The sequence below is a fragment of the Actinokineospora sp. PR83 genome (assembly GCF_021056305.1).
In the GTDB taxonomy this organism is placed as follows: Bacteria; Actinomycetota; Actinomycetes; order Mycobacteriales; family Pseudonocardiaceae; genus Actinokineospora; species Actinokineospora spheciospongiae.
In genome coordinates, this window is sequence record NZ_JAJCXD010000041.1 from 102207 (window position 1) to 120786 (window position 18580).

An 18580-nucleotide genomic window follows, 5' to 3' on the forward strand; every position below is an offset into this window, starting at 1 on the left:
TCGCTGTGAACCCGCGTCGGGAGGTGGCACGGGTTCGCGCGCCCGTCAGCGCGGTGGACCCGGCGCAGGCGGCCGGGGGCGCTCCCGGTGGGCACCGGCTCGTGCTGACCGTTCCGGCGACCAGCACCGAACTGGCCGTCACCCGGCGGACGCTGGAGGCCTGGCTGGGGGCGCAGGCCGTCCCGGCCGGGCTGGTGACCGACGTCCTGCTGGTCGTCGACGAGGCGGTGGCCAACAGCGTCGAGCACGGCTACCGGGACCTGCCGCCGGGCAGCGTCACCGTCGCCGCCCACCTCGCCACCGCCCCGACCGCCGCGCTGGTCATCAGCGTCTCCGACCACGGGCGGTGGCGCGAACCCACCCCCGAGGCCACCCTGCACCGGGGGCGGGGGGTCGGCATCATGCGTGCGCTGGCCGCCACCGTGGACATCCGCGTCGGCGCGGGCACCACCGTGGCCATGCGGTTCGCCATCCGCACCGAGTGACAGCGGGGACCGGTCCCCCGCCGGGGGCGGCACGCTCGGCGCATGACCGAGCAGGCGAAGCGCCCGAGTTGCCCACCCGTGCTGATCGCCGCCCTGGTGGCGCTGCCGCTGGCGGCTGCGCTGTTCGGCATGACCGTGAACAACCTCCACGGCCCCGGGGGTCCGGAAACGAATCTCCCCTCGCTGGCCTTGCTCATCTCCCTGGCGGCAATCCGCAACTGGGCCCGCACGACGTCAGTGGTCATCTTGGCCTTCCTGACCATCCAATGGTTCCCCGGCGCCGTCGAAAACCTGGGCGACGAGACGGCGGGCCAGGCCGCGAGCTATGCCCTGATCGGCACAGTCCTCTTCGTCGCCGGTGCCGTGCTGGTCTACCTGCCCCCGTCGAACCTGTACTACCGGCAGAGCGCCCACTGGCGGAAGAGCCGCAAGCAACGACCCACCCCACCTGACAACCGCTGAGGTCCCGGATACGCGAACCGGCCGCCACCCGAGCAGGTGGCGGCCGGTTTCGCGCGGTGTCAGTGCTTCATGCCGTGTTCGATGGCCTCGATGATCCGGGGTCGCAGTTCCGCGGCGCTGATGATGGCGTCCACCGAGCCGACCTCGACCGCGCGCTGGATGCTGTGCACCCGGTCGAACTCCGCCGCGACCTCGCCCAGCTTCTCCGCCCGCACCGCCGAGCGCACCTCGGCGAGTTCGAGGGTGAGCGCCGCGCGCTCCGCGCCGCCCGCGGCGGTGACCCTGGCCTGGAGTTCGGTCACCCTCGGGTCGGTGGCGGTGCGGTTGTTCACCTCGCCGGAGAACACCACGGCCGCGGCCGGGGCGCCGCCGAGGACCGAGGCGAAGGAGCCCTCCAGCGCCAGGACGGTCATGTTCGGGTTGAGCGCCTTGGAGAACACCACGAACGCGCCGCCGTGGTAGCGGGAGATGACGCAGAAGACGATCGGGCCGTCGAAGTTGACGATGGCCCGGCCGATCTCGGCGCCGTACTCCAGTTGCAGCTTGCGCATCGACTCCGGGGAACCGTCGAACCCGGACAGGTTCGCCAGCACCACCAGCGGCCGGTTGCCCGACGCGGCGTTGATCGCCCGCGCGGTCTTCTTCGACGACCTGGGGAACAGCGTGCCCGCGGTGTAGGTGTCCGGGCCGTCGGTGGGCGGGAAGCCGCGGCGCGGGATCGAGCGGGACTCGATGCCGATGAGGCAGACCGGCCAGCCGCCGATGTGCACGTCCTGCACCGCCGAGGTGCCCGCGTCGGCCATGCCCGCCCAGCGCTCCAGCACCGGGTGGTCCTGGTCGGACAGGGCGCGCATCACCGTGCGGATGTCGAACGGCTTCTTGCGGTCGGGGTTGTGCGCCGCGGAGAAGATCTCGCCGACGGTGGTGAAGTCGCTGCCGACGACCGCGTGCGGGAAGGAGGACACGTCGCGGGTGACCGGGTCGCTGGTCTCCGCCCGGCGCGGCGCCGCCTCACCGGGGACCACGTAGGTGTGGTCGTAGTGCGCCATCAGCACCTCGCGGGCCGCGGGCAGGTTCGGCGCCCAGTACTGCGCCTGGCCGTTGGGGCCCATGACCCGGTCGTAGCCGCCGATGCCGAAGTTGTCCTCGGCCGAGACGCCACCGGAGAAGTCCAGCGACTGCTTGCCGGTGAGCACCATGGCCGAGTCCGGCGTCATGACCAGCACGCCCTTGGTGTGCATGAGCATGGTCGCCTCGGCATTCCAGTACGGCTGGGCGCCGACGGCGATGCCGGCGACCACGATGTTGATCTCGCCGCCGCCCTGGGTGAAGGTGACGATCCGCTTGAGCGCCGCCGCGATCCAGTCCATGTTCTCGGTGCCGGAGGACATGGAGATGCGCGCGCCCGCCGACAGCGCGAACCACTCCAGCGGCACCCGCATCCGCTCGGCCAGGTCGAGCGCGGCGATGACCCGCGAGCACTCCGGCTCCGACAGCGCGCCCAGCGCCTTGGTCGGGTCGCCGAGCAGCACCACCCTGGTGACGCCCTCGGGGTGGCGCGCGGTCGGGGTGGTCACCACGCCCGCCACGATCGCCGCGGTGTTCTTCCCCGCGGGCCGGTCGACCGGCACCAGGGCGCCGCTGTCGTCGAGGTCGTGCTCGGTGAAGCCGCCGTCGGGCCCGGAGAGCAGGCCGGTCAGCTCGTACGGGTAGACGTTGCCGCGCTGGGCCGCGCGCAGCACCTTGAGCCGGTAGTCGTCCAGCGGTCGCACCAGCTCGTCGGTGGTGTCGCCGACGTGCAGCCGGTAGCCGCCGGAGGCGTTGAGGGTGATCCGCGCGGCGATCTCGGCCGAGCGGCCCTCCTCGGTGCGGGTGCGGGCGACGAACTGCACCTCCTCCAGCCCGGCGCCCACCGTGGTCGGCAGGATGCGCTGGACCACGGTGTCGATCTCCTCGGCGGTCAGCCGGGTCTGCGGCCAGATGTAGATCATGATCCGGTTGGTGTCGTACCGCTTGTTCTGCGGGCGACCCGCCCGCGCGGTGCGGATCGCGTCGAGGCAGCCGGTGAACACGTCCTCCACCGCGGGCAGCGACACCAGCCTGCCGTCGGTCTCGCGCAGCGGCGCCATGTCGCGGACCTGGCCGAGGGCGAACAGCCGCTCGTCGGCCGGGTTGCTGCGGGCCACGCCCTGGTAGAGGTAGATCTCCTCGTCGGAGGAGGGCAGCCGGGTCAGGTCGAACTCGCTGAGCCGCTGCAACTGCAGGCGCCGGGCGATCTGCGGGTGCAGGCCGCGGATCAGCCGGTCCTCGGTGAAGCCGCCCGCGCCGTCGGGCCGGAAGCTGAAGTGGTGGTGCATCACCGCGCCGCTGGCCCCGGCGACGGTGGTGGTGATCCGGCGGACGCCCTCGGTGAGGTGCTCGACGAGCAGCTCGCGCAGCCGCACCGCCATGCCCTCCTCGTCGGGCTGGGACTCCCAGGTCAGGTAGAGGTCGGCGACCACCCCGTCCCCGCCCGCCCGCGCCCCGAAGGCGCGGAGCGCGGCCAGGGCCTCGGCGGCGCCGGTGATGTCCACGGCGGTGGTGACCAGGCGGGTCACCCCGCTCTCCCGGGTGTGCGCGGCGCTGAGCAGCTTGCAGCCGCCCTCCTCGTGCACCGTGACCTCGGAGAGGTTGCGGTTGCCGTAGTAGCGGCGGGTCAGCACCTCCAGCAGCGGGGCGTGGTCGTGGCCCGCGCGGCCGATGCGCTGGCCGAGGATGCGGACCAGCGGCTGCGGGCCCGCCACCATCTTCTGGATGCGCTCGGCGCGGTCCGGGGCGTCGGGGTTGCGGTCGAGGTGGCGCAACTGCTCGCGCACCGCGGCGTAGACCGTCGCCCGGTTGCGGCGCAGCAGCGGCTGGGCGAACCAGCGGAACACCACGCCGCGGGCCAGGTCCGACACCGCAGGGGACCGCACCTGGGTGGCCTCGACGACGTGCTCCAGGGCGAGGCCCGCGCGCTCGCTCAGCGACTCCCCCGGCGGCGACCCGACGAGCCACTGGCGCAGCAGCTCGGAGACGACCGTGATGTCGGTGGTCATCCGCTGCAACGCCAGGAAGATGCGAAAGACCGCCTCCTCCAGCTCGGGTGTGCGGTCGAGGTCGGTGACGCCGTAGTGCTCCAGCACCCGCTTGAGCTTGGCCTGGAAGCCCTCGGTCAGGCCCGCCCGCTCCACGTCGAGGCTCTGCAGGTAGGTGTGGAAGTGCTCGCGCGGGCTGTGCACCGGGTTGCCGGGTTCGAGTTCGACCTCGCCGCCGTGCCTGTTGCGGCTCAGCTCGGACAGGTCGGCGAACACGGTCAGCAGGTCGACCTCGCCCGGCAGCGGCCTGCCGCCGAGTTCGGCCCGCGCGGCCAGGTAGCCCGACAGCACGCGCTCGCGGTCGTGCGGGTCGACGTCGAAGCCCAGCAGCAGGCCGCGCAGGTCGTTCAGGCCCCGCTCGGCCCGCTCCGCCGCGGACACCGCCGCGGGCTCGGCGGGCAGGTCGATCTCGACGACCTCGCCCGCGGCCTCCACCTCGGCGCCCTCGTCGGCGAGGGGTTCCAGGCGCATCAGCGGGGCGCCGGTCTCCACCTGGCTGCCCACCGACACCGGGCACTCGCGGACCCTGGCGCGGAACGGCGCGCGCAGCACCGTCTCCATCTTCATGCTCTCCAGCACCAGGATCGGCGCCCCGGAGTCGACCTCGTCGCCGACGGCCAGCGGTGTGGCCACGACCAGCGCGGGCGCGGGCGAGCGGACGACGCCGCCCTCGTCGCGGCTGATCCGGTGGGTGACGCCGTCGACCTCGACCAGGTGGATCGGGCCGTGCGTGGCCGACACCACCCGGAAGCGGTGGCCGTTGACCACGATCTGGCCGCTGTGCGCGTCGAACCGCTCGACCTCGACGTCGGCCGGGTGCGCGTCCCCGCCGCCGGACACCCCGACGCGGAAGCGCTGCTGACCGGCCCGGGACACGCTGACCCGGTAGGCGGCGCCGCGCAGCTTGAGGTCCAGCGGGCGACCGCTCTCGTGCTGCACCTGCGGGCGCCCGCCGAACGCGGTGGACAGCAGCCGCTGGCGGCTGACCTCCTCCTCGTCCTGGTAGGCCTCGATCGCGGCGACGGCCAGGGCGATCGCGGAGTGCCGGTGGTTGACCAGGCGGCCCTCGGCGCGCACCCGGTCGATCCAGCCGGTGTCGGCGCTGGCGTCGATCACCTCGGGCTGGTCGAGCAGGTCGAGCACGAAGCTCTTGTTGGTGGCGCCGCCCTCGATGATCACCGTGGTCTCGGCCATGGCGCGGCGCAGCCTGCCCAGGGCCTGCTCGCGGTCGGTGCCGTAGGCGATGATCTTGGCGATCATCGAGTCGAAGTCGGCCGGGATGGTGTCGCGCTCGCTGACCCCGGTGTCGACGCGGATGCCGGGGCCCGCGGGCAGCACCAGGCGCGTGATGCGCCCGGGTGCGGGGGCGAAGTCGCGGTCGGGGTCCTCGGCGTTGAGCCGGGCCTCCACGGCGTGCCCGGACTCGACCGGCTGCGGGCCCTGCAGCCTGCCGCCCGCCGCCACGTGAAGCTGCAGCCGGACCAGGTCGGTGCCGGTGGTGATCTCGGTGATCGGGTGCTCGACCTGGAGCCGGGTGTTGACCTCCAGGAAGGCGAACAGCTTGTCGCCGGGGTGGTAGAGGAACTCCACGGTGCAGGCGCCGCGGTAGCCCACCGCCACCGCCAGCCGCTCGGCCGACGCCTTCAGCTCGGCGGTCTGCTCCGGGGCGAGCACCGGGGAGGCGGACTCCTCGATGACCTTCTGGTTGCGCCGCTGCACCGAGCAGTCGCGCACGCCCAGCGCCCACGCGGTGCCCTGCCCGTCCGCGATGACCTGCACCTCGACGTGCCGGGCGCCGGTGACCAGGCGTTCCAGGAACACCACGCCGGAGCCGAACGCGCGCAGCGCCTCCTGGCTGGTGCGCTCGTAGGCCTCGGCCAGGTCCTCCCCGGAGGCGACCATGCGGATGCCGCGCCCGCCGCCGCCCGCGGTGGCCTTGAGCATCAGCGGGTAGCCGATCTCCTCGCCCGCGCGCAGCGCGTCCTCGAGGGTGGCGACCTCACCGCGGCTCCACGGCGCCACCGGGACGCCGACCTCCTCGGCGATCAGCTTGGCGCCGATCTTGTCGCCGAGCTTGCGCATGGCCTCCGGGCTCGGGCCGACGAAGGTGACCCCGATCCGCTCGCACAGCTCCGCGAACGCCGGGTCCTCCGCGACGAACCCCCAGCCGACCCAGGCGGCGTCGGCGCCGGTGTCCACCAGCGCCCGCTCCAGCACGGCGAGGTCGAGGTAGGGCCGGGCCGAGGCGGGGCCGAGCGGGTGGGCGACGTCGGCCTCCCGAACGAACGTGGCCCCCCGGTCCGCGTCGGTGTAGAGGGCGACCGTCTCGATCCGCGTCCCGGTTTCGGCCGAAAGGTCCCGGACCGCGTGGATGAGCCGCATCGCGGCCTCTCCACGGTTGACAATGGCGACACGACTGAACACCGGCTGAGCCTCCCAAGTACCCCACACGCAGAAGGTGGCGCCCGGGTCTCGGACCGCCGCCTGCACCTGGTCCCTACCCTGTCCGATTACCGGCCGGTACACCAATGTCCGCATCGCGCAGGACCAGGCCGCTGCATTGTGGGAACCCTACAACAAGGGGCCCCTACATACCCCATATCGCTCGGGTTTCGCACGAGATCTGACACAAAACCCGGTATAACCACCCGGCGCTGCCGCCCGCGGGCGCCCTGCGGTCCGTCAGCGGGCGGTCAGGCGGCGGCGACCGGGGTCGGCGGCGCGGTCGGCGCACTCCCCGGGCAGGTCGGGATCGGGCGACCGGGTCCGCGGCGGGCGGGGCGCCGGGCACCGCCTCGCCGGGCTCGCCCGGATGACCCCCGGCGATCGACTCCGAGGTGGACGACCGGCCCGCGCGGGTCCGTCGCCGACACCGTCGCGCACCGCGCTCTCGATCCCCTCTCCCGGCGATCAGCGTGATCGTTAAGAGTCAGCGGAGAGTGCCGCGAGAGGTCTCGTTCCTAGCGTCGGAACGGTCGGATCCGCGCGAACCAGCCGCGGACGAGCCTGGTCGAACGGGAGGAGGCGCTGATGTCGGGAACCACCCGACTGACGGCGGCGGTGGTCGGCGCGGGGCCGGTCGCCTGCCTGGTGGCGATCGGACTGCGCGCGCAGTCGTTCGAGGTCGACCTCTACGAACGGGGGCCGGACATCCGGCGGGCCGAGGGAGGGCGCGGCCACTCGTTCAACCTGACCCTCACCAAGCGGGGTCTCGGGTCCCTCGACCCGGCGGTGGTGGACCTGTTGTACGCCAACGGTGTCCCGCTGCCGCAGCGGGTGATCCACGCCGGGGACGGGTCGGTGTCCTACCAGCCCTACAGCCTGGACCCGGACCACCACCTGCTGTCCATCCCCCGCGGCCTGCTGCACCGCATCCTGCTGGACGAGGCGGAGCGGGCCGGGGCGCGCATCCACTTCGAGCACGACTGCGTCTCGGTGGACCCGGTGGCCGGGGCGGCGACCTTCGTCGCCGACACCATGGTGCGGGTGGAGGCCGACCTGCTGGTCGGCTGCGACGGGGCGAACAGCACGGTGCGGCACGAGATCTCCCGGCGCGGGTCGCGGATGACGATCCACCAGGAGTACGTGCGCGACGGCTTCGTGGAGATCGTCGTCCCGGCCGCCGAGGACGGCGGGCACGCGCTGCTGCGGCAACTGCGCGACCCGGCGACCCCGGAGAGCCTCGTGCACGGCCTGCACGTGTGGCCGCGCGGGGACTTCATGCTGCTCGCGCAGCCCAATGTGGACGGGACGTACACCGCGGGCCTGTGGATGCCGATGACCGCGGACGGCGACGCGCCGGACTGGCGCACGCTCAGCGGCCGGGCCGAGGTGGAGGCGCTGTTCGCCGAGCACTTCGCCGACCTGGTGCCGCTGGCGCCCGGGTTCGCCGACGACGTGCTGCGCTTCCCGCCCGCACCGCTCAAGACGCTGCGCTGCGGCCCCTACCACCACGGGAAGACCGTCCTGCTGGGAGACTCGGCGCACACGCTGGTGCCGTTCTTCGGGCAGGGCATCAACTGCAGCTTCGAGGACGTGCGCACGTTCCTGGCCCTGCTGGAGGCCAACCGCAACCGCGCAGACGGCCCGGCCGCGATCGCCGCGGCGCTGCCGGAGTACACCCGGCTGCGCAAGCCCGCCGGGGACGCCATCGCCGACCTGTCGCTGGCCATGGCCCGCGAGCTGAAGAACCGGACCGGCGACCCGGGTTTCCGGGCCCGCTCGGCGCTGGAGAAGGTGCTGCACGCCACCCACCCGGACCTCTACGTCCCGCTGTACCACGCGGTGGCGTTCACCGATTCGCCCTACCACGAGGTGGTGGCCAGGCACCGCAGGCAGCGCGCGGTGCTCGACGACCTGTGCCGCCGCCACGACCCGAGCACCGACCGCGACCTGATCATCGCCGAGTACGCCGCGGTGCTCGGCGCGGGCGCCGCGGTGCCCGCGCCGCGGCACGAGGACGAGCACGTCCGGGCGACGGCGTCGCTGGACCTGGGCCCGGCCCGGCAGCGCGCCCTGCTGGACGCGGTCTCGGCCCGCCTGGCCGACTACCACGAGGACCTGGCCAAGCGGAACTTCCCGGCGTCCTACCCGGCGACCGACACCCAGGGCCCCAGCCCGCTGCCCGAGTGCGGGACGGACCTGCCCGCGCTGCTCGACGAGCTGTTCGACACCGCGATGCCGCAGGGCATGATGCACGCGCACCCCGGGTTCCTCGCGCACGTCCCCTCCGGCGGGCTGTTCCAGGGCGCGGTCGGGGAGTTCCTGGCCCGCGCGCTCAACCGGTTCGCCGGGGCGTGGGCGGCCGCACCCGGGTTCGCCCGGATGGAGACCGACGTCATCGACTGGTTCTGCCGGATCATGGGCTACGGGTCCGGGTCGTTCGGCTACCTGACCACCGGCGGCTCGATCGCGAACTTCATGGCCCTGCGCTGCGCGCTGGAGCGGGTCCCGGAGCACGACCGGCACCGCGCCCGGGTGTACGTGTCCGACCAGGGGCACTTCTCGGTGGCCAAGGCGGCGAAGCTGGCCGGGCTGCCCGCCGACCGGGTGGTCGTGGTGCCCACCGGCGCCGACCACCGGATGGACGTCGACGCGCTGCGGTCGGCGATCCTGGCGGACGCCCGCGCGGGCGACCCGCCCGGGTGCGTGGTGGCCACGGCGGGGACGACCAACACCGGTGCGGTGGACGACATCCGCGCGCTGGCCGCGGTCGCCGCCGAGCACGGGGTGTGGCTGCACGTCGACGCCTGCTTCGGCGGCTTCTTCCGGCTCACCGCCCGCGGCCGGGAACTGCTGGCGGGCACCGAGCTGGCCGACTCGATCGCCGTGGACGCGCACAAGTCGCTGTTCCTGCCGCACGGCAGCTCCGCGCTGCTGGTGCGGGAGAAGGCGGCGCTGCGCGCGGCGTTCGCCATCCCCGGCGCCGCCTACATCCCGGAGCTGTCCACCGACGAGGACACCGCCGACTTCATGAACTACGGCCCGGAGGTGACCCGCGAGTTCCGCGGCCTGACCGCGTGGCTGCCGCTGCGCCTGCACGGGGCCGTCGCGTTCGAGCGCGGCCTGGACCACAAGCTCGACCTGGCCGACGAGCTGGCCGCCCGGCTGGCCGCGCTGCCCGGGGTGGCCGTGGTGGACCGCGCGGCCCCGCACCTGCCCACGGTGGCGTTCCGGGTGCGCAACTCGGACGCGGCGACCGCCGAGCTGTGCGAGCGGGTGTGCGCCCGCGGCAACGTCTACGTCGCCACGTCCGTGCTGCCGCGCGAGGGCACCGTCGTGCGCGCGTGCCTGACCCACCACCTCACCGACGAACTGGTCGTCGACCAGTTCGTCGAAGACGTGCAGTCCGCCATGCAGCGACTGGAGAAGGAGACCGCGTCATGACCACCGCGACCCTCAGGGGCCTGCCGCCAGGCCCGGACGAGCCCGTCGACGAGCAGCTCGCCGGGTTCGAGGCGGACCCGTTCGGCTGCGTCGAGCGGATGACCCGCGAGTACGGGGACCTGTTCACCCTCCGCCTCGGCGGCCTGGGCAACGAGGACCTCGTCGACGTCGAGCACAACGGGGCGTGGGTGTTCCTGACCCGCCCCGACCAACTGCGCGCGATGTACGCCCCGGACGCGGGCACCTCGGGCGCGCTGGCGAACCAGCTCTTCTTCGGCACGCCGGAGGAGTCCGTCGGCTACATCGACGGCACCCTGCACCGCCGCCGCCGCAGCCAGCTTCACCCGGCGTTCAGCGGTGGCCGCGACTACGCCGCGATCATCACCACCGCGGTGGACGAGCACGTGGCCCGGTGGCCGCGCGGGGAGCGGTTCGACCTGTTCACCGCCCTGCAGGCGCTGACCTCCGACATCATCGCCGAGGTGGTGTGCGGCGGGATGCCCACCGGGGTCAAGGCCGAGATCGCCGCCATGCTGCCGCGGATGGAGAACGCGAAGTACAGCCGGGACGAGGTCGTCGCCGCCGACCGGGAGCTGCGCGCCTACCTCGACCGGCACCTCTCGGGCCACCGGCAGCGGTGCGACGCGGCGGGCGTCGACGACGTCAGCGCCGCCCTGCAGCGGCACGCCGAGGCCGGTGACGAGGCGCTGACCGACGAGGTCGTGCGCGACGAGGTGTTCAGCCTGCTCTACACCGGGTTCTCCACCACGGCGAACGCGCTGTCGTGGGCGTTCCTGGAGGTGCTGGCCGACCAGCGCGTGCGGGACCGGCTGATGGCCGAGATCGGCGACCGGTTCGCCACCCGGCCGGTGCCCGGCGAGGCCGCCAAGGACCTGGACTACGTCGACGCGGTGCTGTCGGAGGCGCTGCGGCTGCACCCGGTGTCGGCGCTCAACGGGGTGCGGATGGTCGTGGAACCGCTGGTCGTCGACGGGCACGAGCTGCCCGCGGGGACCGTCGTCGTGCACTGCGCGCACGTCATCCAGCGCGACCCGCGCAACTACGAGGACCCGCTGGTGTTCCGGCCGGAGCGGTTCCTGGGCGCCCCGGTCGACCCGTACGTGTTCGGGGCCTTCGGCGGCGGGGCGCGGATGTGCGTGGGCCGCGGCTACGCCCGCGCCGAGATGCGGGTCATCCTGGCGATGGTGCTGGCCTCGGTGGACATGCGCGCCGTCGGGCCGGTGCCCGCCGCGCGGCAGCAGGGCATCTTCATGGCCCCGGAGCGCACCGAGTGCGTGGTGGAGGACCGATGACGACCGTGCACCACTCCGCCGCGACCACCGGCACCGCGGTGCCGGGCCCGGCCGAGGTGGCCGACCTGGCCGAGCACTACGAGTGGGTGCCCGTCTTCCGCGAACTGCTGGTCGAGGGGTTGTCCCCGACCTCGGCGTTCGACCGGCTGTGCGGGCCGGGCGACACCGGGTTCCTGCTGGAGAGCGTCCCGGTCGGCGGCGACGTGGGCCGCTACTCCTACCTGGGGTACCGGCCCCGCCCGCTCGACCTGCCCGAGGGCGACCCGCTGCCCGCGCTGGCCGAGGTGGCCGGGCGGTCGGTGGCGCCGGTCGCGGGCCTGCCGCCGTTCTCCGGCGGCGCGGTCGGCTACCTGGGCTACGAGGCGGCCCGGCACTTCGAGCGGCTGCCGCGGGCGGCCGGGCCGGGGCCGGGGGTGCCGGAGTCGGCGTTCCTGGCCGCGGACGACCTGGTCGTGTTCGACCACGCGACCCGCTCGGTGGTGCTGGTGACCCTGCACCGACCGGCCGGGGAACCCTACGAGGCGGCGCTGGGCAGGCTGTCCGACCTGCAGGACCGGTTGACCGCCGAGCCGCCGTCGACGGTGCTCACCGCGACGGCCAAGCCCCCCGGCGGGGTCCGGCCGGACGACGGGTGGGCGTCGAACACCACGCAGGCCGAATTCGAGGAGCGGGTGCGCCGGGCCAGGGAGCACATCGCCGCGGGCGACGCGTTCCAGATCGTGCTGTCGCAGCGGTTCACCCGGCCGCTGCGGGTCGAGCCCGCCGAGCTGTACCGGCACCTGCGCGCGGTCAACCCGTCGCCGTACCTCTACCACCTGAGCCTGGGCGGCGGCAGGCACGTCATCGGCGCCTCCCCCGAGCTGCTGGTGCGCGCCGACGGCCGGACCGTGCGGACCCGCCCGCTGGCCGGGACCCGGGCCCGCGGCAGCGACCACGAAGGCGACCTGGCGCTGGAGCGCGACCTGCTCACCGACAGCAAGGAGCGCGCCGAGCACGTGATGCTGGTCGACCTGGGCAGGCACGACATCAGCCGGGTGTGCGTGCCCGGCACGGTGCGGGTCGAGCGGCTGATGGAGGTCGAGCGGTTCTCCCACGTGATGCACCTGTCGTCCACCGTGGCCGGTGAGCTGACCGACGGCGCCACCCCACTGGACGCGCTGCGCGCCGCCTTCCCGGCGGGCACGCTCAGCGGCGCCCCGAAGATCCGGGCGATGGAGCTGATCGCCGAGATGGAGCCCGACCGGCGCGGCGTCTACGGCGGCGCGCTGGGCTGCGTCGGCTTCGGCGGCCTGGTCGACTTCGCCATCGGCCTGCGCACCCTGGTCGTCGCCGACGACCTGGTCCACGTGCAGGCGGGCGCCGGGGTGGTCGCCGACTCCGACCCCACCGCCGAGTACCTGGAGACCCTGCACAAGGCGAACGCCCTGTTCACCGCCGTCCGCTCCGCCGAGGAGGCCCGATGAGCACGCGGACACCGGTCCCCGGACCCGCCGCGGGCGCGGTGGGCACGGGCAAGCGGGTGGTCGTGATCGACAACTACGACTCCTTCACCTACAACCTGGTCCACTACCTCGCCGAGCACGGCGCCGAGGTGACCGTGCGGCGCAACGACGAGACCACGGTGGACGAGCTGGCCGAGCACGACCTGCTCGTCGTCTCCCCCGGCCCGGGGAACCCCGACGACGCGGGTGTGTCGGTGCGGGCGATCCGGGAGCTGACCGGGCGGATGCCGGTACTCGGGGTGTGCCTCGGGCACCAGGGCATCGCGCGGGCCTTCGGCGGCCGGATCGTGCGCGGCGTGCCGACGCACGGCAAGACGTCCGAGGTCGCCCACGACGGGAGCGGGCCGCTGGGCGGGCTGCCCAACCCGTTCGGCGCCACCCGGTACCACTCGCTGGTGGTGGACCGGGACTCGCTGCCCGACGAGCTGGTGGCCACGGCGTGGACCGACGACGGCGTGGTCATGGGGCTGCGGCACCGCGAGCAGCCCACCTTCGGCGTGCAGTTCCACCCCGAGTCGGTGCTCACCGGTGTCGGCAAGCGCCTGGTCGCCAACTTCCTGGAGGTCGTCCCGTGATCGAAGAGCTGCGCGCGCTGGCCGGGGGCCGGGCGCTCGACGAGGAGGGGGCCGCGGCGGCGATGCGCGCGGTCATGTCCGGCACCGCCGACCCGGTGCGGGTCGCCGGGTTCGCCATGGCGCTGACCGCCAGGGGCGAGACGGTGGACGAGGTCGTCGGCCTGGCCAGGGCGGCGCGGGAGGCCGCGGTGCCGGTGGCCGTGCCCGAGGACGTGCTGGACACCTGCGGGACCGGCGGCGACGGTTCCGGCACCTTCAACATCTCCACCACCGCCGCCGTCGTGGCCGCCGCGTGCGGGGTCCCGGTGGCCAAGCACGGCAACCGGGCGGCGTCGTCGTCCTGCGGCAGCGCCGACGTGCTGGAGGAGCTGGGCGTCCGGATCGACCTGGAGCCCCGGTCCGCCGCGGACTGCCTGGACCGGGCCGGGATCACCTTCCTGTTCGCGCCGCTCTACCACCCGGGGCTGGCCCACGCCGCTGCCGTGCGCAGGGCGCTCGGGGTGCGGACGGTGTTCAACCTGATCGGCCCGCTGGTCAACCCGGCGCGGGCGCGGTACCAGGTGCTGGGCGTGGCCGAGGCGCGGCTGGTGGCCCCGCTCGCCGAGGCGCTCGCCCGGCTGGGCACCCACCGGGCGATGGTCTTCCACTCCGCCGACGGCATGGACGAGCTGAGCACCTCCGCCCCGGCGGACGTGGTCGAGGTGGTGGACGGCGAGACCCGCGGGTACCGGTTCGACCCCACCGGGCTGTCCCTGCCCGCGGCCGCCCCCGGCGCGCTCGTGGGCGGCGACCGGGTGGTCAACGCGGCCATCATCCGCCGCGTGCTCGACGGCGAACCCGGTCCCGCCACGGACGTCGTCGCCCTCAACGCGGCCGCCGCGCTGCGGGTGGCGGGCCGCGTCGACACCTGGGCCGAGGGCCTGGAGCGGGCCCGCGGCGCCCTCGCCGACGGGTCGGCGCGGTCCACCCTGGACACCTGGGTCCGGGTGTCCGGCCGGGAACCGGCGCGGGGTGCGGCGTGAACGGGCAGACGACGGAACTGCTGGACCGCCTGGTGCGGCAGGCGCGGGCGCAGACGCAGCGGCGGCGGGCGAGCGTGCCGGAGGCCGAACTGGTCCGGCGGGCGGCGGACGGACCGCCACCCCGGGACTTCGTCGCCGCGCTGCGGGCGCCGGGGCTGTCGGTGATCGCCGAGGTGAAGCGGCGCAGCCCGGTCAAGGGGTCGCTGACCGCCGACTTCCGACCGGTCGACCGCGCGCTGGCCTACCAGCGCGGCGGGGCGGCGGCGCTGTCGGTGCTCACCCACGAGGAGGGCTTCGGCGGGGCGCCGGAGCACCTGGCCCGGATCCGGGAGCACTGCGCGCTCCCGCTGCTGCGCAAGGACTTCGTGGTCGACGACTACCAGGTGCACGAGGCGCGGGCGATCGGGGCGGACGCCGTCCTGCTCGTGGTGTCCGCGCTGAGCCGCGCCCGGCTGGGCGAGCTGATCGGGCTCGTGGGGTCGCTCGGCATGACCGCGCTGGTCGAGGTGCACGACGCCGAGGAGGCCGAGGCGGCGGTGGCCGCCGGGGCGACCGCGATCGGGGTCAACCACCGCGACCTGCGCACCTTCACCATCGACATGGACCTGACCGCGCGGCTGGCGCCGCTGATCACCCCGGAGCGGGTGCTGGTGGCCGAGAGCGGGGTGCGCACGGCGGGCGAGGCGTCCGCGCTGCGCGCCGCGGGCGCCGACGCGGTGCTGATCGGCGAGGCGCTGATGCGCGCGGACGACCCGGCGGCCCTGGTGGCCGCCCTGGGAGGGGTGGACCGGTGATCGAATCGAGGTTCGGCCGCTTCGGCGGCAGGTACGTGCCCGAGACGCTGATGGCGGCGCTGGACGAACTGGACGCCGTGTGGTCGGTGGCCCGCGAGGACCCGGAGTTCTGGCTGGTGCTGCACGGGCACCAGGACGGCTTCGTGGGCAGGCCGACACCGCTGTACTTCGCCGAACGGCTCACCGAGCACCACGGCGGCGCGCGGATCCACTTCAAGCGCGAGGACCTCTGCCACACCGGCGCGCACAAGCTCAACAACGCGCTGGGGCAGGTGCTGCTGGCGATCCGGATGGGCAAGCGGCGGATCATCGCCGAGACCGGCGCCGGTCAGCACGGGGTGGCCACGGCCACCGTGTGCGCCCGGTTCGGGCTGCCGTGCGTGGTCTACATGGGCGCCGAGGACGCGCGCCGCCAGGAGGTCAACGTCCGGCGGATGCGGATGCTGGGCGCGGAGGTCCGGCCGGTCGACTCCGGCTCGGCGACGCTGAAGGACGCCACCTCCGAGGCCATCCGCGACTGGGTGACCAACGTCGGCGACACCCACTACGTGATCGGCTCCGCCGTCGGGCCCGCCCCGTACCCGGCCCTGGTGCGCGACCTGCAACGGGTCATCGGCGACGAGGCCCGCGAGCAGTACCTGCGCGCCGAGCGGGTGCTGCCCGACGCCGTCGTGGCCTGCGTGGGCGGCGGCTCCAACGCCATCGGCATGTTCAGCGCGTTCGTCGGCGACACCGCCGTGGACCTGGTCGGGGTCGAGGCGGGCGGGCGCGGGGTGTCCGGTGTGGAGCACGCGGCGGCGACCGTCGCGGGCAGCGCGGGGGTGCTGCACGGCAGCATGAGCCGCGTCCTGCAGGACCGCACGGGGCTGATCCGGTCCACCCACTCGGTGGCCGCCGGGCTGGACTACCCCGGCGTGGGACCGGAGCACGCGATGCTGGCCGAGACCGGGCGGGCCCGGTACGTGGCCGTGGACGACGCCGACGCCGTCGCCGCGTTCCGGCGGTGCACCGCCCTGGAGGGGATCATGCCCGCCCTGGAGACCGCGCACGCCCTGCACCACGTGGGCGACCTCGCCCGCGAACTGGGGCCGGGTGGGCGCGTCCTCGTCTGCTTCTCCGGGCGCGGGGACAAGGACATGCACAGCGTGGCCGAGTACGAGGAGGCACACCGGTGACGACGACCGGCGGGACGACGGCGGCAACGGCACGGCTCGGCCGGTCCGGGGCGCGGCTGCGCGGCGACGGGGTGTCGGTCGTGCCCTACCTGATGGCCGGGCACACCGGCCTGGCCGCCACCCGCGAGCTGGGCAAGCGCCTGGTCAACGCGGGCGTTGGCGCGCTGGAGCTGGGCATCCCGCACAACGACCCGCTCGCCGACGGACCGGTCATCCAGCGGGCCGCGCAGCGCGCGGTCGACGCGGGGGTGACCCTGGCGGGCTGCCTGGAGGTGGCCGGGGACATCGCGGCCGAGGGCGCGGCGCCGGTGGTCCTGATGACCTACGTGAACCCGGTGCTGGCCTACGGGGTCGAGCGCTTCGCCCGCGACGCCGCCGAGTGCGGGGTGCGCGGGGTGATCGCGCCGGACCTGCCGGTGGAGGAGGCCGACGCCACCGGCTCGGTGCTGCGCGCGCACGGGGTGGACCTGGTGATGCTGGTCGCGCCGACGAGTTCCCCGCAGCGGGTCGCGGCGGCGTGCGCCGCGTCCAGCGGGTTCGTCTACTGCGTGACCGTCACGGGCATCACCGGCACCCGGGCCGAACTGCCCACCGGTGTGCGGTCGGTGCTCTCGACCGTGCGCGCGAACACCGCCCTCCCGGTGGCCGCCGGGTTCGGCATCTCCCGCCCCGAGCACATCCGCGACCTGGCGGGCCACGCCGACGCCGCCGTCGTGGGCAGCGCCCTGGTCGACCTGGTCGACCGCGGCCACGACCCCACATCCCTGGTGAAGGAACTGGTGACAGCATGCGACTGAAGGAGACCGGCCCCACCCCGCACCACGCCCCCGGTGACTGGTCGCCGGACTCCTGGCGGGGTCTGCCCATCGCCCAGCAACCCACCTGGCCCGACCCGGCCCGGCTCGACGAGGTGCTCGACGAACTGGCCCTGCTGCCGCCGCTGGTGCTGCCCGGGGAGGTCGACGAACTGGGCGCCTCCCTGGCGGAGGTGGCCGCGGGCCGGGCGTTCCTGCTCCAGGCGGGCGACTGCGCCGAGCGGTTCTCCTCGTGCACCGAGGACGGGGTGCGCAGCAAGCTGCGGGTGATCCTGCAACTGGCGATCCTGCTCACCTACGGGTCGGGCCTGCCGGTGGTGAAGGTCGGGCGGATCGCGGGGCAGTTCGGCAAGCCCCGGTCCAGCCCGGTGGAGGTGGTCGACGGGGTGGAGCTGCCCGTCTTCCGCGGTGACATCGTCAACGACCCGGAGCCCACCCCGCAGGCGCGCACGGCGGACGCCTCCCGGCTGCTGAGCGCCTACCACCACGCCTCCGCGACGCTGAACGTGCTGCGGGCGCTGACCAAGGAGGGCTTCGCCGACCTCGGGCAGGTGCACGCCTGGAACCAGGAGTTCGTGCGGCGCAGCCCGGCGGGGCAGCACTACGAGACCGCGGCCCGCGACATCACCTGGGCGCTGCGGTTCATGTCCGCCTGCGGGGCCGACGTGGAGGGCCTGTCCACCCTGCGGCAGACGCAGCTCTACACCTCGCACGAGGCGCTGCTGCCGGGGTTCGAGCAGGCGCTGACCCGGCACCGGCCGAACGGCTGGTACGGCACCAGCGCGCACATGCTGTGGATCGGCGACCGGACCCGGTCCCTGGACGGGGCGCACGTGGAGTTCCTGTCCGGCCTGAGCAACCCCCTCGGCGTGAAGCTCGGGCCGACCACCACCCCCGGCGAGCTGGTCGACCTGTGCGAGCGGCTCGACCCGGGGCACGTCCCCGGGCGGCTGGTGCTCATCAGCCGGATGGGCGCCGACAGGGTGACCGAGCTGCTGCCCCCGCTGGTGCGGGCGGTCGAGTTCACCGGCCGCCGGGTGGTGTGGGCCTGCGACCCCATGCACGGCAACACGTTCAAGTCGGCCAGCGGCTACAAGACCCGCAGCCTGGTCGACATCACCCGGGAGATCTCCGGCTTCTTCGCGGTGCACCGGGCCGAGGGCACCGTCCCGGGCGGTGTCCACCTCGAACTGACCGGCGACGACGTGACCGAGTGCCTCGGTGGCGCCGACGAGGTGCTCGACGGGCACCTGTGCCGCCGCTACGAGACCGCGTGCGACCCGCGGCTCAACGCCACCCAGTCCATCGAGCTGGCGTTCCGGGTCGCCGAGCTGCTGCGCGAGCACCACAGCCGGTGACCCCGGAACGCCAGAGCCGCCCCGGACGCGGTCCGGGGCGGCTCTGGCGTTCGCGTGCTGTTCTTGTCGGGTTGCGT

At 74.2% G+C, this 18580-nt stretch carries 12 protein-coding genes; 11 read left to right on the forward strand and 1 reads right to left on the reverse strand.

Annotated elements, in window-relative coordinates; genetic code table 11:
- The first annotated feature begins 23 nt into the window (after positions 1-23).
- A complete protein-coding gene (locus L6E12_RS15730) occupies positions 24-485 on the forward strand; it encodes an ATP-binding protein (RefSeq protein ID WP_236228657.1) in 462 nt (153 codons plus the stop codon).
- A gap of 42 nt (positions 486-527) precedes the next feature.
- Positions 528-947 (forward strand): hypothetical protein, encoded by a 420-nt coding sequence (locus L6E12_RS15735; RefSeq protein WP_236228658.1) that lies wholly within the window; start codon positions 528-530, stop codon positions 945-947.
- Positions 948-1006: 59 nt separating this feature from the next.
- Here L6E12_RS15735 and L6E12_RS15740 read toward each other — a convergent pair whose 3' ends face one another.
- Positions 1007-6487, reverse strand: a complete 5481-nt coding sequence (locus tag L6E12_RS15740; RefSeq protein ID WP_236228659.1) for a biotin carboxylase N-terminal domain-containing protein — start codon at positions 6485-6487, stop codon at positions 1007-1009.
- Between the two features lie 606 nt (positions 6488-7093).
- Here L6E12_RS15740 and L6E12_RS15745 point away from each other — a divergent pair.
- The 9 genes from L6E12_RS15745 to L6E12_RS15785 are packed head-to-tail and all read left to right on the forward strand — an operon-like array spanning position 7094 to position 18503.
- Positions 7094-9949, forward strand: coding sequence for an aminotransferase class V-fold PLP-dependent enzyme (locus L6E12_RS15745; RefSeq protein ID WP_236228660.1), 2856 nt, complete (start codon positions 7094-7096; stop codon positions 9947-9949).
- Positions 9946-11262: a cytochrome P450 gene (locus L6E12_RS15750; RefSeq protein WP_236228661.1), complete on the forward strand. Its 1317-nt coding sequence runs from the start codon at positions 9946-9948 to the stop codon at positions 11260-11262. The genes L6E12_RS15745 and L6E12_RS15750 overlap by 4 nt, the downstream gene beginning before the upstream one ends.
- Entirely contained in the window at positions 11259-12725 is a 1467-nt protein-coding gene (locus L6E12_RS15755; RefSeq protein WP_236228662.1) for an anthranilate synthase component I family protein, read from the forward strand. Before L6E12_RS15750 ends, L6E12_RS15755 begins: the two co-directional genes overlap by 4 nt.
- On the forward strand, positions 12722-13339 hold the full coding sequence (locus L6E12_RS15760) for an aminodeoxychorismate/anthranilate synthase component II (RefSeq protein WP_236228663.1): 618 nt from the start codon (positions 12722-12724) through the stop codon (positions 13337-13339). The genes L6E12_RS15755 and L6E12_RS15760 overlap by 4 nt, the downstream gene beginning before the upstream one ends.
- Positions 13336-14361 (forward strand): anthranilate phosphoribosyltransferase, encoded by a 1026-nt coding sequence (gene trpD / locus L6E12_RS15765; protein ID WP_236228664.1) that lies wholly within the window; start codon positions 13336-13338, stop codon positions 14359-14361. The genes L6E12_RS15760 and trpD overlap by 4 nt, the downstream gene beginning before the upstream one ends.
- A complete protein-coding gene (gene trpC, locus L6E12_RS15770; RefSeq protein ID WP_236228665.1) occupies positions 14358-15155 on the forward strand; it encodes an indole-3-glycerol phosphate synthase TrpC in 798 nt (265 codons plus the stop codon). Before trpD ends, trpC begins: the two co-directional genes overlap by 4 nt.
- On the forward strand, positions 15152-16330 hold the full coding sequence (gene trpB / locus L6E12_RS15775; RefSeq protein WP_236228666.1) for a tryptophan synthase subunit beta: 1179 nt from the start codon (positions 15152-15154) through the stop codon (positions 16328-16330). The genes trpC and trpB overlap by 4 nt, the downstream gene beginning before the upstream one ends.
- Positions 16327-17127, forward strand: a complete 801-nt coding sequence (gene trpA, locus L6E12_RS15780) for a tryptophan synthase subunit alpha (protein ID WP_236228667.1) — start codon at positions 16327-16329, stop codon at positions 17125-17127. Before trpB ends, trpA begins: the two co-directional genes overlap by 4 nt.
- Positions 17118-18503, forward strand: coding sequence for a class II 3-deoxy-7-phosphoheptulonate synthase (locus tag L6E12_RS15785; RefSeq protein WP_236228668.1), 1386 nt, complete (start codon positions 17118-17120; stop codon positions 18501-18503). The genes trpA and L6E12_RS15785 overlap by 10 nt, the downstream gene beginning before the upstream one ends.
- Positions 18504-18580 lie beyond the last annotated feature (77 nt).

Bases quoted from the DNA above. Each gene is read 5' to 3' on its own strand.
- L6E12_RS15735 (WP_236228658.1), top strand. From the start codon at position 528: ATGACCGAGCAGGCGAAGCGCCCGAGTTGCCCACCCGTGCTGATCGCC.
- L6E12_RS15745 (WP_236228660.1), top strand. From the start codon at position 7,094: ATGTCGGGAACCACCCGACTGACGGCGGCGGTGGTCGGCGCGGGGCCG.
- L6E12_RS15750 (WP_236228661.1), top strand. From the start codon at position 9,946: ATGACCACCGCGACCCTCAGGGGCCTGCCGCCAGGCCCGGACGAGCCC.
- L6E12_RS15755 (WP_236228662.1), top strand. From the start codon at position 11,259: ATGACGACCGTGCACCACTCCGCCGCGACCACCGGCACCGCGGTGCCG.
- L6E12_RS15760 (WP_236228663.1), top strand. From the start codon at position 12,722: ATGAGCACGCGGACACCGGTCCCCGGACCCGCCGCGGGCGCGGTGGGC.
- L6E12_RS15785 (WP_236228668.1), top strand. From the start codon at position 17,118: ATGCGACTGAAGGAGACCGGCCCCACCCCGCACCACGCCCCCGGTGAC.